At 65.1% G+C, this 14,465-nt stretch carries 12 protein-coding genes and 2 pseudogenes; 10 read left to right on the top strand and 4 right to left on the bottom strand.

Annotation, left to right across the window (positions count from 1 at the left end; genetic code table 11):
- The first annotated feature begins 174 nt into the window (after positions 1 to 174).
- The 9 genes from coaD to GFD25_RS10115 all read left to right on the top strand — a co-directional run bounded on the left by coaD (position 175) and on the right by GFD25_RS10115 (position 8,244).
- A complete protein-coding gene (gene coaD / locus GFD25_RS10155; RefSeq protein WP_163232483.1) occupies positions 175 to 705 on the top strand; it encodes a pantetheine-phosphate adenylyltransferase in 531 nt (176 codons plus the stop codon).
- A 26-nt stretch (positions 706 to 731) separates the two neighbouring features.
- Positions 732 to 1,595: an ATP synthase F0 subunit B gene (locus tag GFD25_RS10150; protein WP_163232493.1), complete on the top strand. Its 864-nt coding sequence runs from the start codon at positions 732 to 734 to the stop codon at positions 1,593 to 1,595.
- 4 nt (positions 1,596 to 1,599) lie between these two features.
- On the top strand, positions 1,600 to 2,208 hold the full coding sequence (locus tag GFD25_RS10145) for a YceD family protein (RefSeq protein ID WP_163232481.1): 609 nt from the start codon (positions 1,600 to 1,602) through the stop codon (positions 2,206 to 2,208).
- 93 nt (positions 2,209 to 2,301) lie between these two features.
- On the top strand, positions 2,302 to 2,496 hold the full coding sequence (rpmF, locus tag GFD25_RS10140) for a 50S ribosomal protein L32 (RefSeq protein ID WP_163232479.1): 195 nt from the start codon (positions 2,302 to 2,304) through the stop codon (positions 2,494 to 2,496).
- 104 nt (positions 2,497 to 2,600) lie between these two features.
- A complete protein-coding gene (rnc, locus tag GFD25_RS10135; protein WP_163232477.1) occupies positions 2,601 to 3,326 on the top strand; it encodes a ribonuclease III in 726 nt (241 codons plus the stop codon).
- 164 nt (positions 3,327 to 3,490) lie between these two features.
- On the top strand, positions 3,491 to 5,413 hold the full coding sequence (locus tag GFD25_RS10130; RefSeq protein ID WP_163232475.1) for an acetolactate synthase large subunit: 1,923 nt from the start codon (positions 3,491 to 3,493) through the stop codon (positions 5,411 to 5,413).
- 31 nt (positions 5,414 to 5,444) lie between these two features.
- Positions 5,445 to 5,999, top strand: a complete 555-nt coding sequence (gene ilvN, locus GFD25_RS10125) for an acetolactate synthase small subunit (protein ID WP_163232473.1) — start codon at positions 5,445 to 5,447, stop codon at positions 5,997 to 5,999.
- A 326-nt stretch (positions 6,000 to 6,325) separates the two neighbouring features.
- Positions 6,326 to 6,889 carry an ArsR/SmtB family transcription factor gene (locus tag GFD25_RS10120; RefSeq protein ID WP_163232471.1) on the top strand — a complete coding sequence of 188 codons (564 nt, stop codon included), beginning with the start codon at positions 6,326 to 6,328 and terminating at the stop codon, positions 6,887 to 6,889.
- Between the two features lie 11 nt (positions 6,890 to 6,900).
- Positions 6,901 to 8,244 (top strand): MFS transporter, encoded by a 1,344-nt coding sequence (locus GFD25_RS10115; RefSeq protein ID WP_163232469.1) that lies wholly within the window; start codon positions 6,901 to 6,903, stop codon positions 8,242 to 8,244.
- Between the two features lie 160 nt (positions 8,245 to 8,404).
- Here GFD25_RS10115 and GFD25_RS12600 read toward each other — a convergent pair.
- The 3 genes and pseudogenes from GFD25_RS12600 to GFD25_RS10105 all read right to left on the bottom strand — a co-directional run.
- Positions 8,405 to 8,647: pseudogene (locus GFD25_RS12600) on the bottom strand (ABC transporter C-terminal domain-containing protein); the annotation flags it as partial.
- Between the two features lie 98 nt (positions 8,648 to 8,745).
- Positions 8,746 to 10,627, bottom strand: a pseudogene (locus GFD25_RS10110) (ABC-F family ATP-binding cassette domain-containing protein); the annotation flags it as partial.
- Positions 10,628 to 10,699: 72 nt separating this feature from the next.
- The gene (locus GFD25_RS10105) at positions 10,700 to 11,425 is read right to left on the bottom strand and encodes a type 1 glutamine amidotransferase (protein WP_163232465.1); all 726 of its coding nucleotides are present in this window, start codon (positions 11,423 to 11,425) and stop codon (positions 10,700 to 10,702) included.
- A gap of 114 nt (positions 11,426 to 11,539) precedes the next feature.
- Here GFD25_RS10105 and cysS point away from each other — a divergent pair, with 114 nt between their 5' ends.
- Positions 11,540 to 13,171: a cysteine--tRNA ligase gene (cysS, locus tag GFD25_RS10100; RefSeq protein WP_163232463.1), complete on the top strand. Its 1,632-nt coding sequence runs from the start codon at positions 11,540 to 11,542 to the stop codon at positions 13,169 to 13,171.
- Between the two features lie 273 nt (positions 13,172 to 13,444).
- Here cysS and GFD25_RS10095 read toward each other — a convergent pair whose 3' ends face one another.
- Positions 13,445 to 14,350, bottom strand: coding sequence for a cation transporter (locus tag GFD25_RS10095; protein ID WP_163232461.1), 906 nt, complete (start codon positions 14,348 to 14,350; stop codon positions 13,445 to 13,447).
- Between the last annotated feature and the right edge of the window lie 115 nt (positions 14,351 to 14,465).

Here is a 14,465-nt window from a genome sequence, read left to right as displayed (position 1 = left end):
ACGTTTTTCAAACAACACCACGCATGGTGCGAGCGTCAGCGTCGCCACTCAATCCATCAGTTAACTAAACACGGTGCGACCGTACCCGACCGCGACCGGCCACCCCGGTCCTTCGGCGAAACGACACAGCACGCCGCCCCGCCGACTTCGCCGCGACGCGGTAGGCTGTACCGTATGACTATCGCAGTGTGTCCAGGATCGTATGACCCCGTAACCGCCGGGCATTTGGACGTGATCGAACGGTGCGCGCGCTTCTTCGACGAGGTGCATGTGGTGGTGGCGGTCAACGCCGCGAAAACGCCGATGTTTTCGGAGGACACGCGCGTCGAGGTGATCCGCCGCGCCATCGCCAAGGACGGGTACGACAACATCAAGGTCGCCTCGACGGAGGGGCTGATCACCGACTATTGCAAGCGGGTCGGCGCGACCGTCATCGTCAAGGGCCTGCGCCAGAACGGCGATTACGAGGCGGAACTCGGCATGGCGCTCGTCAATCGCAAGCTCGCCGGCATCGAGACGTTGTTCCTGCCGGCCGATCCGATACTTGAGCATATTTCCAGTTCGATCGTCAAGGACGTGGCCCGCCACGGCGGCGACGTGACCGGCATGGTGCCCGATTGCGTGGTGCCGATGCTGGTCGAGGCGCTGCAGTCGGAAAGCGAGTCGCGTCCCGCCGGACGACCGGCGTATGAAGGAAGGAATTGATCGTTATGACCGACGCATTGGGTCAGATGACCGATCAGACGGACGAACGCGCGGTGCAGGGCGCGCCCGTGGGAGGCGCCGACGCGGCGGGAACCCCGGTCGACGCGCCCGCCGGGTTCGATCCCGGTGCGACGCAGCCGGCGGCACCTGCGGTGACCCAGCCCGCATCCCCCCAGCAGGTCCCGCAACGGACCGCCCCGCAGCAGGACCCCGCGCCTGCGGCCCCCGCCCCGACCAAGGACGGCGGACCACGCCATGCGTTCCCGATGGATTCCCTGCCGGACCTGCGCGAATCAAACGCCTCCGATTCGGATGGCTTCGACGCGGCCGGCGCGCAGTCTCGCGACGAATTCACCACCGTGTACGACATCATCGACCAGCTGGAGGCGTCGTTGGACGAGGCCAAGGGCAGCATCTTCACGCCCGGCATGGTGAAGGTGGACCGCGACGAGTTCGCCGGTCAGCTCGATGAACTCAAGAAGATGCTCCCCGTGCAGCTCGAACGCGCGTCGGCCCTGATGCGCGAGGCCGAACGCCGCTTGGAGTCGGCCCAGACGCAGGCGAACGCTATCGTCGCCTCGGCGCAAAGCCGGGCGGCCGACATGATCAAGGACGCGAACGACCAGGCGCAGTTCCTCGCCGGCCAGGAGAATGTCACCGAAATCGCGCGTCAGAAGGCGCGCGCGATCCTCGATCAGGCGCAGGCCAAGGCCGACCGTCTCACGCAGGGCGCCGACAAGTACTGCACCACGGTGATGGAGGGTCTGCAGGCACAGCTCGGCAAGCTCGACCGCGACGTGCAGGCCGGCCTTAATGTACTGTATGAACGCCAGCGCACCGCCGGCGAGCAACTCCCCCATCTTGACAACAACGACTATCCGGAAGGCTGATCCCATGCCCCGTCCTGAAGATTCCCAGTGGGCCGTGTCCGTGGCGCAGGTCGCGTCGCGCGCCGGCCAGAGCAAGCCGATCGACGCCGTGTTCCCCGCGCCCAGCGGCATCGGCGACGACGTGATCGGCGTGGCGGAAGGCGCCGACGTGCGCGTGTCCGGCTCGTTCGACTCGATCGTCGACGGCCTGATCCTGAGCGCCCGCATCAACGCGCCGGTGCACGCCGAATGCACGCGATGCCTCAAGCCGATCGAACGCGATTGGGGCGTGGATGTGACCGCGTTCTTCCCCTATGAATCCGCGACGGCCGGTCGTAACGGCAAGAACGGTCGCGAGGAGAAGGGCGAAGTCGAGATCATCGCCGGCGAGGACGAGTCGGAGGACACGTACCCGCTGCTCGACAACGGCGCATTCGCCGATCTCGAGGCGTTGATCCGCGACACGCTGGTCGAAGAGCTGCCGTTGCAGCCGCTGTGCCGCCCCGACTGCCGTGGACTGTGCTCGCAGTGCGGCGCGGATCTGAACGAGGATCCCGACCATCATCACGACGTGGTCGACAACCGGTTCGCCTCACTGGCCGCGCTCAAGGCCCAGTTGGAGGCACAGGAATAGGCCTGCACGTCTCCCGACTGGACTTTGTACGCCCGTTGCGCTAAACTACCGAACGCTTAAGCTCAATCGTTCGAACGAAACAGAGGAATACAAATGGCACTGCCTAAGTACAAGACCTCGCGCGCCAACACTCACTCGCGTCGCGCGAATTGGAAGGCGTCTGCTGTGCAGACCGTCACCTGCCCGAACTGCGGCGCCCCGGCGCTGCCGCACATGGCCTGCCCGAGCTGCGGCAACTTCCGCGGCCGCACCTACCGCGAGGCCATCCGCTCCGCTCACACCAAGTGATCCGGTTGCGTTGAACGCATAAAAGCCCTGCCATCGACGGGTGGCGGGGCTTTTTCATATCCGCGGGCCAACCACTGTCCCGACGGCGCGATAAAGAGGAAGCCATGACTTCGACGACTACGAACACCACCGCGGTCCCCGCCCCGACCAGCCCGTCCAATCCCCTGCTGGAGGCGCTGGGCACCACGATCAGCCCGGAACTGCTCGTGCAGGCGCTCACCCATCGTTCCTTCTCCCACGAGCATCCCGGCGCCCTGAACTATGAACGCCTCGAATTCCTCGGCGACGCGGTACTTGAGCTCGTCGCCACCGAAACCCTGTTCGCGAATCATCCCGACATGACCGAGGGTCAGCTGGCGAAGATCCGCGCGAAGGCCGTTTCCGAGGGTGCGCTGAGCGTGATCGCCCGAGACAAGCTGCATGTGGGCCCCTACATCCTGCTCGGCCACGGCGAGGCGGAGCAGGGCGGCGCAGACAAAAGCTCCATCCTGTGCGACATCGTGGAATCCCTGATCGGCGCCACCTTCGTCGAGCACGGCATCGACGGCGCCCGCGAGGTGGTGCACCGCCTGGTCGACGACACGCTGACCGAAATGGCGGCCGAAGGACCGGCGCTGGATTGGAAGACCTCGCTGGAAGTCAAGGCGCACCAGCTCGGCAAGGGCGAAGTGCATTACCGTATGGCGGTTTCCGGACCGGAATACGAGCCGGTGTTCACCGCGCAGGCGCTGCTCGGCGACGACGACAAGGTCTGGGGCTCCGGCACCGGCTCAAGCAAGCGCAAGGCGCAGCTCGCCGCGGCCGAGGTGGCGTGGAAGGCGCTGGGCTGACCTCGTTCCGCCACCGTTCGACCCGCCACCATGCGGGCAACGAATCGCCGTATTTCACCGTCCACACTAGGATGGTGTGAATCAGGACTTGACAAACCGCGCCCCGTGTGCAATTGCCACAAGCACCGCACATGGCGGGCCGGAACCACCAATTGAGAGGGATCATGGCGACTCCAACGCCTCTTCAGGCATTCAGCGGCGTGCCGAAAACGCACGCGGGCAGCGATAAGCAGACCATTGTCGACGGCGAGAAGATGACCGGCGCACAGGCGCTGGTTCGTTCGCTGGAGGATCTGGGCGTTCAGGACGTGTTCGGTCTGCCCGGCGGAGCGATCCTGCCGGTCTACCATGCGATCAACGACAATACGAAGTTCCGGTTCACGCTGGTGCGTCACGAGCAGGCGGCCGGTCACGCGGCCGAGGGCTATGCGGTGGCTACGGGTCGCGTGGGCGTGTGCATCGTCACGTCCGGCCCGGGCGCGACGAACATGATCACCCCGATCGCCGACGCGAACATGGATTCGGTGCCGCTGATCGTCATCACCGGTCAGGTCGGCGTGAACGCGATCGGCACGGATGCCTTCCAGGAGGCCGACATCGTGGGCGCAACCTACCCGGTCGTCAAGCATTCGTATCTGGTCACGCGCGCGCAGGACATCCCACGCGTGCTCACCGAGGCGCATTACATCGCGCGCTCCGGCCGGCCCGGCCCGGTCGTGGTCGATCTGACGAAGACCGCGCAGGTCGGCGAGATGTACTACTCGTGGCCGCAGCGCATGATCCTGCCCGGCTACAGCCCGGTCACGAAGGCGCACGGCCGCGTGCTGTCCGACGCGGCGAAGCTGTTCGCGCAGTCGTACCGCCCGCTGCTGTATGTCGGCGGCGGCGCGTCCCGTTCCAACGCATCGAAGGAAGTCGCCGAACTGGCCGAAGTGACCGGCGCCCCGATCGTCACGACGCTGCCGGCGCGCGGCATCGTGCCGGATCAGAATCCGAAGAACCTCGGCATGCTCGGCATGCACGGCACGGTCGCGGCGACGGCGGCAGCCCAGCGCTGCGATCTGCTGGTCGCTATCGGCGCACGTTTCGATGACCGCGTCACCGGCAAGCTTGACGCGTTCGCGCCGGGCGCCCGCGTGATCCACATCGACATCGACCCGGCCGAAATCGGCAAGAACCGCGCGCCGGACGTTCCGATCGTCGGCGACGTGGCGACCGTGCTGCAAGATCTGATCCCCGAGATCAAGCGTTCGCAGGCGATCGGCGGCAAGCCGAACCTCAAGCCGTGGTGGGATGAGCTGAACGCGTTGCGCGAACGCTACACGATCCGCTACGACGAGCCGGAGGACCAGCCGACCGACGGCACGCTGCAGCCGCAGTGGGTGGTCGAGCAGCTGTCGGCCAAGGCCGATCCGTCGACGATCTGGGTGTCGGGCGTGGGCCAGCATCAGATGTGGGCCGCGCAGCTCATCGATTTCAAGAAGCCGCATTCGTGGATCTCCTCCGGCGGCCTCGGCACGATGGGCTTCGGCCTGCCGGCCGCGATCGGCGCGTCGGTCGCCTCCGCACGTGATTTCGGAGGCAAGAAGCCGGTGTGGCTGATCGACGGCGACGGTTCGTTCCAGATGACGAGCGAGGAGCTGGCGACCGCCTTCCTCGACCATACGCCGGTCAAGATCGCGATTCTGAACAACTCCGTATACGGCATGGTCCGCCAGTGGCAGACGCTGTTCTACGATCAGCACTATTCGCAGACGAACCTGCTCGACGGCGAGGCGCACAATGAGGCCGAGGAGAGCACGCCGCAATTCTTCGATGTGCCTGATTTCGTGAAGCTGGCCGAGGCGTACGGATGCGTCGGCCTGCGTGCGTTCACCAAGGAGGAGGCGCTGGCCGCGATCGACAAGGCGAACTCCATCAACGATCGTCCGGTGCTCGTCGACTTCCGCGTGTGGAAGGACGCGATGGTATGGCCGATGGTCGCCGCCGGCGCGTCGAATGACGATGTGACGTACCGCCCGGGCACGCAGCCGTTGCGCCCGCATGGCGAGGCCGGGCCGGTCGAACTCGGCGAGGCCGGTTTCTAAGGTTCGCGAAGGGTTAAGGAGAATACTTCCAATGGCAAATTATCCCGCTTCCCAGCCTGGTTCCAAGCGTCACACGCTGTCGGTGCTTGTGGAGAACCGTCCCGGCGTGCTGGCCCGTATCGCCGGACTGTTCGCCCGCCGTGCGTTCAACATCGACTCGCTGTCCGTCTCCCCCACCGAACGTCCGGACATCTCGCGCGTGACGGTGACCGCCGAAGTCGATGATCTGCCGCTCGAACAGATCATCAAGCAGCTCAACAAGCTGCTGCATGTGCTGAAGATCGTCGACCTCGACCCGGACACGACCGTGGAGCGCGAACTGGTGCTCATCAAGGTCGCCGCCGATCAGTCGAACCGTTCGGACGTGCTCGAGATCGTGCGTCTGTTCCGTGTCCGCGTGGTCGACGTGAACCCCGAATCGCTCACCATCGAGGCGACCGGCGCGGAGGGCAAGATCGATGCGCTGCTCGGCCTTCTCGAGCATTACGGCATCATCGAGCTCGTGCGTTCCGGCGCGGTCGCCGTGACCCGCGGCCCGCGCGCGCTGAGCGAAAAGGTCATCGGTTCGGAGATCACCGGCCGCTGACCCCGGTCCGACGGCACCGCTGCCCAGCAGCCATATCCTAGGCTCCTCGTCCATCGGCGAGGAGCCTTTTCGTTGTCCGCCGTCATCCGCCGACACAAACGGCCATCATACGAACGACATCGGCATCATTCACAGGTCGTAACCCAACAACAACGCAACGTTCTCATTGAGTTACGGTCGTTTCCGCCCCTCCAAACGACCATAACTCAACAGGAGCATCGCGTTGTTGTTGAGATACGGTCTCCTTCGCCGATTTATACAAGATTTGTTGTACAATATTTCTTGTAAAATACATCGGACGATCATCAACAGGTAGGAAGCATTCCATGACCAACAACAAGCATGATGCCGATCTTGCGCAGCTGCGCGCCGTATCGCATCCGACGCGCATACGCATCATGAACATCGTGGCGGCGCCCGCCGACGCGCTCACCGTGGGCGACATCGCCGAACGCACCGGAGAATCGGCCGGCACCATCAGCTACCATCTCAGGCAGCTCGCCAAAGCCGGACTCGTCGAACAGGTCCCCTCGCCCGACGGCGACGCCCGCAAAAGCTGCTGGCGGGCCACCACACCAAAACTCGTCGTCCATTCCGACCAGAGCACCGACCCGGCATCCGCCGATGCGCTCGCACGATCCGTGTCCGCCACCGTCAGCGAGGCGCGCATACGCTACCGTCAGGCCGAATCGTCGCTCCCCGAACAATGGCGGCACTCGCTCGACGGCATGACGATCACACGGCTCACCTTCGAGGAAGCCGAACAGATGCAGCAGGAACTGATGGCCGTTGCCGACAAGTGGGCCAACACGATAGGCGACCGGCACGTCGAAGGCGACGGGTCCGAACAGGTCATGATCGCACTGTCCGCCTTCCGCTATCTGGACTGACGGAAGCGATCATGAACAGCATCACGAACGACACGGCGGTAACCGGCTCCCCTGCTGCACCCGCCCCACACGTCACGCGCACCCCGCTGTGGCGCAATCCGCAATACCGCGCGTGGTTCACCGCCGACACCGCGTCCGGCGTGGGCCTGGCAATGAAAGGCTTCGCGATCTCGCTGATCGCATTCTCACTCACCCATTCGCTGCCCGCAGCCGGTTGGCTGGCCACGGCGAGCGTCATCGCCGCGCAGGTGGCTGACGTGTTCGGCGGCACACTGGTCGACCGGCACCATCGCAAGCGGCTCATCATCCTCAACGCCGTATGCGGCACCGTCCTGTGGGGCGTGGTATTCGTTCTGCTGGCGACCGGTCTGCTCACCTTCCCGGTCTTCGCCGTCATCATCGTCACGGCGTCCACGATCAACGGCCTGTTCGGCGGCGCGACGAACGCGATGCTCCGCTCGATCATCCCGACCGCCGACTATCCGAAGGCGCAAAGTCTCAATCAGGGTCGCGATTCGGTGATCGGTCTCGCAGGCTCGCCGCTCGGCGGCATGCTGTACGCGTTCGGCGCGTGGGCGCCATTCGCCGCCGCATCGCTCATGTATGCGGTCGCCGGAGTCAGCGCCGGCATGCTGCGCGTCGACGAGCATGTGCGCGACGCGATCGGACGCAACGGCGAGCGCGGCAACGCAAACGCCACGACCGACGCGACCGTCTCCGCGCGCGGTTCGTTCGTCGACGATTTCGTCGCGGGCTGGCGCTGGACGTTGCGCCGGCGCACGCTGATGGCGATATGCACGATCGCCGCGCTATTGAATTTCGGTATCAACGGCATATTCGCCGCGGTGCAGCTGCAGATGGTCGGTTCCGGCGTGGATTCGGTGCGCATCGGCTTCGTGAGCACGGCGGTCGGCACCGGCCTACTGGTCGGCGCGGTGATCGCGGCCCGCGTGTGCGACCGGATGGAGGTCGGCACCGGCCTGGTGGTCATGTCGCTGGTCGCGTTGGCGACGATGGTCCCGATGCTGGTCAGCCACGCGTATCCGGTGATTCTCGTATCGTCGCTGCTGTGCGGCCTGCCGATCCCGACGATCAACTCGCTGGTCATGGGATTCGTGTTCGCCAAGGTGCCGACCGATATGCAGGGACGCGTCGACTCGTTCACGAATCTGCTGGGCATGCTGCCGACGATGTTCTGTTCGGCGATCGCCGGATCGCTGCTGCCGACGATCGGCTTCCGCATGACCGTCACGCTGTTCCTGCTCGCACTGGCCGCCAACGTGGCGATCGTACTGGCGATGCCGACTCTGCGCACGATCCCGTCCGCCGACCGCTGGGATGAGGCCGAACTGTAGCGGCGTGAACGGCCGCGATACGCCGGCGGGGTGTGCACGACACGCTTGATGCGTTTTCGGGAACACCGGCAATCCGCCATTGTCCGAAACGCATCAAGCGTGTCGTGATCACCCGTTCGGCGTGTCACACCGGCCGACCGCACCGTTCGGACGCCCGCCGCTATTCGAGTTGCTCGGACAGCTCCATCCATTCGGCGGTGAGTTCGTCGGATTCGTCGGAGACGGCCTTGAGCTGCTCGTTGAGCTTGTTCAACCCCTCGTAGTCGCTCGGGTCGTGCGCGGCCATCTGCGATTCGAGATCGCTTTTAAGTTCCTCGAGCTTGGCGAGCTTGCGGTCGATGGCGGCGACGCGCTTGCTCGCGTCGTGGAACGCCTTGCCGGTCAGCTTGGGCGATGCCGAGTCGTCCGCATCGGCTGCCGCAGCCGGCCGGTCGATCGTCGCGGCCGATTCCGCAGCCGCACCACCGTTCCCCTTGCCCTTCTTCCTGCCGTACGCCGGTTCGAGCGACGGCAGCGGCTTGCCGTTCTTGATGTCCTCGACCATGTCGAGATAATCCTGCACGCCGCCGGGCAGATGCCGCACCTTGCCGCCGATGAGCGCGAACTGCTCGTCGGTGACGCGTTCGAGCAGGTACCGGTCGTGCGAAACGACGATGAGCGTGCCGGGCCAGGTGTCGAGCAGGTCCTCCATCACAGCGAGCATGTCGGTGTCGAGATCATTGCCGGGCTCGTCCATGATGAGCACGTTCGGCTCGTTGAGCAGGATGAGCAGCAGCTGCATGCGGCGCTTCTGACCGCCCGACAGGTCGCGGATCGGCGTCATCAGCTGTGCGGATTCGAAGCCGAGACGCTCCATCAACTGACCGGGCGTGACCTCCTTGCCGTCGACGATATAGCTCGGCTTGTAGCGGCTGAGCACTTCCTTGATCTTGTATTTGCCGAGTTTCTCGAGTTCGTCGAGCCGTTGCGACAGCACCGCGAACTTCACGGTCTTGCCGATGTTCACGTGGCCGGCGGTCGGGGTGAGCGTGCCGTCGAGCAGACGCAGCAGCGTGGATTTGCCGGCGCCGTTCGCGCCGACAATGCCGAACCGGTCGCCGGGGCCGATCAGCCACGTCACGTCGTCGAGGATCTTGCGCCCGGTGACGGTGATCTTGCGGGCGGCCGACGTGGCATCCGCATCGCCCGCGGCGACGTCGACGCCGATCGTCTCGCCGCCGGTCAGCCGACGTCGCGTCTCGCGCTCCTCGTCGGTCATCGCCACTTCGGCCGCACGCGCGGCCTCCGCCGCCTCGACGGCTTCGGGCACACCGGCGTCCACCAGCCGCGGATCGTCCATGTCGGTCACGGCCACTTCGACCGACCCATGCACCTGCGGTTCGGCGTACATCGGACGCACCACGTCCACGCGCGACGCGGAGTCGGCCATCGCGGCCACGTCCGGGTCGACGGACGCCGCAACGGAACCGTCCGCGCCGCCTTGAATATGTTCGAAGATCTGCGTCACGTCGATCAGATCGACGACCTGCTTGCCGAGACGCGAGGTCGCCATCTGCTTCAGTTCGAGCGTGTTGCGCACCGGCGGCACGTCGGCGATCAGCTCGCGCGCGGCCTTGACGTGGAACTTCTGCTTGGTCGAACGGGCTCGCGCGCCGCGGGTCAGCCATGCCAGCTCCTTGCGGGCGAGGTTGCGGCGCTTGGTCTCGCGCACGTCGGCCTGACGGTCGCGTTCGACGCGCTGCAGCATGTACGCGGAATAGCCGCCCTCGAACGGCTCGATCACGCCGTCGTGGACCTCCCACATCGATTCGCACACCTCGTCGAGGAACCAGCGGTCGTGCGTGACCAGCAGCAGCGCGCCTTCGCCGCGCGACCAGCGGTTCTTGAGATGCTCGGCCAGCCAGTGGATTGTCACCACGTCCAGATGGTTCGTCGGCTCGTCGAGCGCGAGGATGTCCCAGTCGTGCAGCAGGAGACGGGCCAGATCGGCGCGACGGCGCTGGCCACCCGACAGCTCGCCGATCTTCGCGTCAAGGCTCATGCCGCCGAGCAGCGCCTCGACGATCTCGCGCGAGCGCGTCTCGGCGGCCCATTCGTAATCCGCGCGCCCCTCCAGCGCGGCTTCACGGATCGTGGCGTTGTCATCCAGCGGATCGCGCTGGTCGAGCATACCGAACGTGAGTCCGTTGCGCTTGGTGACACGGCCCGAATCCGGCTCCTGCGTGCCGCGGAACAGGTGCAGCAGCGTGGACTTGCCGTCTCCGTTGCGGCCGACGATGCCGATGCGGTCACCCTCGAACACGCCCTGCGTCACATCGGTGAAGATGGTTTTGGTGGCGAAGGCGAGCGAAACGTGTTCCAATCCAATATCGTAAGTCGGCATAACCCACTAACTTAGCGGCACCACCGGGCATTACCGGCCCGCATTCATCGGCCGGCGGACACGATCGGCCGGTCAGCCCAAGGACTGCGCGTACGTGTTGCAACGTGCGGCGAACCCGGAGAACACCTGGTCCGCAAGCGGCAGGATCTGCGGATCGTATTGCGCGAAATCCTCGCGCAGCTGCGACTTCGACCCGCCGGCGGCCTTGAGGTCCTTGACCATCGACGGCTCGTCCAGCCATTCCTCAAGCAGCGGCGCGCTGACCTCGAGATGGAACTGCAGGCCCAGGGCCGAGGCGAAGCGGAACGCCTGCACCTTGGTGGTGGCCGACCGCGCGAGCAGCTGGCCGTCCGCCGGCAATCCGACCACGTCGTTGTGCCAGTGCAGCACGTTGATCTGCTTGTCCCACATGGAGAAATAGTCGTTCTTGTCCACGCGCTTGAGCGGTCCGAACCCAATCTCCGGAGCCTCTCCCCGGCTGAGCTTCGCGCCGAGCGCGGTGGCGATGATCTGGTGTCCGAGGCACACGCCGAGCACCGGCTTGCCCACGCTCGCCGCGGCCTTCGCGAGCTTCGCCTCGACCTTGAGCCCGGGATACTCGTCGTAGTCCTGCGCGCCCATCGGACCGCCCATGATCACCACGCCGGCGATCTCGCCGAAATCAGGCAGGTCGGGCTTCTTCTTTTTCGCGATGTTCAGCGTTACGCTGCCCACCCCCAGCTCTTCGAGGTACGTCAGGATGCGCCCCGGCTTTTCCCACGGGACGTGCTGCAGAATCAACACTTGCGGTTGCGTCATAGCTTCTATTGTGACATCACCCACGTAAACACACGTTCACGTTTTGTCCACAAGTGTCACCGATGCGGCGAAAACGCTTGCGCGATGTCGTCCAACACGAATACGCTCGGGAGTATGACAGAAGCTCAAGAACCGCATGATTCCAACATTTCCGAGGCACCTGCCGTCGCCAAGGCCGCGGCCGGCCTCAGGCTGTACGACACCGCGACACATGCCGTGGCGTCTTTCCAGCCGATCAAACCCGGTCAGGTGGGCATCTACGTGTGCGGCGCGACCGTGCAGTCGTCGCCGCATATCGGCCATATCCGCGCCGCGGTTGCGTTCGACGTGATCCGCCGCTGGTTCCTCAAGCTCGGCTACAAGGTCACGTTCGTGCGCAACGTGACCGACATCGACGACAAGATCCTCGACAAGGCCGCGGCGGCCGGACAGCAGTGGTGGGCGCGCGCGTACCACTACGAGCGCGAGTTCACGCAGGCGTACGACACGCTCGGCGTGCTGCCGCCGACCTACGAGCCGCGTGCGACCGGCCACATGCTCGACATGATCGACCTGATCCAGAAGATCATCGACAACGGCCACGCGTACGTGGTGCGCGACGAGGCCGGCAAGCCGACCGGCAACGTGTACTTCGACGTGGCGAGCTGGCCGCATTACGGCGAGCTGACCCATCAGAAGCAGGGCGCCGCGGAGGCCGACGAGGCGGCCGCCGTGGCCGATCGCATGGGCCCGAGCGTGGATGCGGCGGGCGACGACAAGTACAATCCGGTCAACCCGGCCGACATGTCGCCCGACAAGCATGATCCGCGCGATTTCGCGCTGTGGAAGGCCCCGAAGAGCACCGATCCGATGGATGCGCGCTGGAACACGCCGTTCGGCGCCGGCCGCCCGGGCTGGCATATCGAGTGCTCGGCCATGAGCCACCGCTATCTCGATGGCATGTTCGACATTCACGGCGGCGGCCTCGACCTGCGCTTCCCGCACCACGAGAACGAGATGGCGCAGACCCGCGCGGCCGGTTACGATTCGGCGGCGCACTGGATGCACTCGGCGTGGGTGACCGCCAAGGGCGAGAAGATGTCGAAGTCGCTGGGCACCGGCCTGTCGGTGCCCAGTGTGCTGGCCGAGCATTCCGCGTGGGTGGTGCGCTACGCGCTCGGCTCGGTGCAGTACCGTTCGATGCTCGAATGGTCGGATCAGGCGCTGGTCGAGGCGCAGGCCGCGTACGACCGCGTGTCGAACTTCATCGAGCGTGCGGGCGTGGCGCTGGGCGAGCAGCCGTCGCGCGACGAGATAACGGCGGTGAGCGCGGATGCGCTGCCGGCCGATTTCGTGTCCTCGCTGAACGAGGACTTCAACGTGTCGGGCGCGACGGCGGCGATCTTCACCGCGATCCGCAATGGCAACACGCTGCTCTCGCAGCTTGCCGACCGTGCCGATTCCGATGCGGCGCGCGCCGAGGTGCGTGAGGCGCTGGTGGCCGTGCGCGCGATGCTGGACGCGCTGGGCCTGGACCCGCTGGCCGAGCCGTGGACCGGAGGCGGCACTGCGGCGGGCGCGGCCGGCGAGGGCGAGAACCGCGAACACGAGGTTCTGGACGCGCTGATCGCCGAGCAGCTCAATGCCCGTGCCGAAGCTCGCAAGGCCCGTGATTTCGCCAAGGCCGATGCGATCCGCGACGCGCTGAACGCCGCCGGCATCGCCATCGAGGACGGCCCGCAGGGCAGCACCTGGAGCCTCAAGTAGGTTCAAACGAAACGGTCGTAACCGAGTCCGTGTAACACCATACCGACTCGGTTACGGCCGTTTTTCGTCTTCCAACGACCGTAACTCCATCATCACGCTCACTCACGAACTCAGCTGCGGCCGTTTCGCGGCCGGGAACGACCGCAGACAAAACGCTCGTCCGTCTTATGGACTCAGTTTCAGCCGTCCAAACACGCAAAAACGGCCGTAACCAAATCCCGATCACGATCAGGGACTCGGTTACGGCCGTTTCGCGAACGGATCAGGCGGATATCAGTCGAACACGAAATCGACGTCGACGATGTGCAGGCGCCGGGTAAGCTCCTTCTCAAGCGAGCGCTTGCACTCGACCAGGTCGGCCACGTCGATCGTCTCGCCGGTGCCGGAAAGATACACGTCGACCGTGTAGTTCATACCGGTCTTGAAGATCAGCGTCTGCTCGTATTCGGTGTTGGCCGGCAGATGACGCTGGGCGGCGGTCTCCACGAACGCGTTCGTCTCGTCGTCGTCATGCACGCCGCCGACCAGTTCGATGAACGCATCACGCAGCACGCCGAACGGCTCCTTGATTGTGCAGGCCACGAGCGCGACGGTGATGAAGAAGTCGCCGGTGAAGTGCAGGAAGTCGAACGGTCCGCCGGCCGGCAGAAACAGGAGCACCACGGCGACCACGCCGATGCCGAACGACATCGCGCCGTCGACAAGCGTGCTTTTGCATTCGGCGGTGAGCATGGTGCTCGAGTTGCGAATCGCCCGGTTTTCACGGCGGTAATACGCGTACAGGCCGAAGCACACCAGTACGGTGACGATCTCGTAGATCACGACCGGGCCGGTTTCGATGCGCTCGCCCTGGCCGAGCACGAAATAGTCGTAGGCGACGCGCGACACGTCAACGAGCGAGAACAGCAGCAATGACAGCGTGAAGATGGCCTTGCATATCGCGTAGATCGGCTCAAGCGCGAACAGGCCGTTGGGGAAGCGTTCGGTGGTGCGCACGGTGCGCGAGGACAGGTAGACCGCGACGATGCCGGACAGCACGGAGATCGCGGTGAAGGAGAAGTCGAGGAACATGGCCTTGAGGCCGGTCATGAAGAACACGGCCATGCCGGCCGCGACTTGCAGCACGTTGACGACGATGCCAACGATCAGGGCTTTGCGTTCGATTCTTTTTTGGGGCATAGGGCGGGCCTTCCATATTGCACGGCATGTCTGCGTTGACCCGTTACTTCACTGGCCGGTCCCGTTCCGTTGCGGGCCGGCTCGATTCGCGAGGGCGCACGGCAGTCTGCGTATA

Origin of the sequence: Bifidobacterium aerophilum, from assembly GCF_010667685.1 — a bacterium.
Lineage (GTDB): Bacteria > Actinomycetota > Actinomycetes > Actinomycetales > Bifidobacteriaceae > Bifidobacterium > Bifidobacterium aerophilum.
This window is presented reverse-complemented; position numbering and strand designations above follow the sequence as displayed.

Bases quoted from the DNA above. Each gene is read 5' to 3' on its own strand.
- coaD (WP_163232483.1), top strand. From the start codon at position 175: ATGACTATCGCAGTGTGTCCAGGATCGTATGACCCCGTAACCGCCGGG.
- GFD25_RS10150 (WP_163232493.1), top strand. From the start codon at position 732: ATGACCGATCAGACGGACGAACGCGCGGTGCAGGGCGCGCCCGTGGGA.
- GFD25_RS10145 (WP_163232481.1), top strand. From the start codon at position 1,600: ATGCCCCGTCCTGAAGATTCCCAGTGGGCCGTGTCCGTGGCGCAGGTC.
- rpmF (WP_163232479.1), top strand. From the start codon at position 2,302: ATGGCACTGCCTAAGTACAAGACCTCGCGCGCCAACACTCACTCGCGT.
- rnc (WP_163232477.1), top strand. From the start codon at position 2,601: ATGACTTCGACGACTACGAACACCACCGCGGTCCCCGCCCCGACCAGC.
- GFD25_RS10130 (WP_163232475.1), top strand. From the start codon at position 3,491: ATGGCGACTCCAACGCCTCTTCAGGCATTCAGCGGCGTGCCGAAAACG.
- ilvN (WP_163232473.1), top strand. From the start codon at position 5,445: ATGGCAAATTATCCCGCTTCCCAGCCTGGTTCCAAGCGTCACACGCTG.
- GFD25_RS10120 (WP_163232471.1), top strand. From the start codon at position 6,326: ATGACCAACAACAAGCATGATGCCGATCTTGCGCAGCTGCGCGCCGTA.
- GFD25_RS10115 (WP_163232469.1), top strand. From the start codon at position 6,901: ATGAACAGCATCACGAACGACACGGCGGTAACCGGCTCCCCTGCTGCA.
- GFD25_RS10105 (WP_163232465.1), bottom strand. From the start codon at position 11,425: ATGACGCAACCGCAAGTGTTGATTCTGCAGCACGTCCCGTGGGAAAAG.
- cysS (WP_163232463.1), top strand. From the start codon at position 11,540: ATGACAGAAGCTCAAGAACCGCATGATTCCAACATTTCCGAGGCACCT.
- GFD25_RS10095 (WP_163232461.1), bottom strand. From the start codon at position 14,350: ATGCCCCAAAAAAGAATCGAACGCAAAGCCCTGATCGTTGGCATCGTC.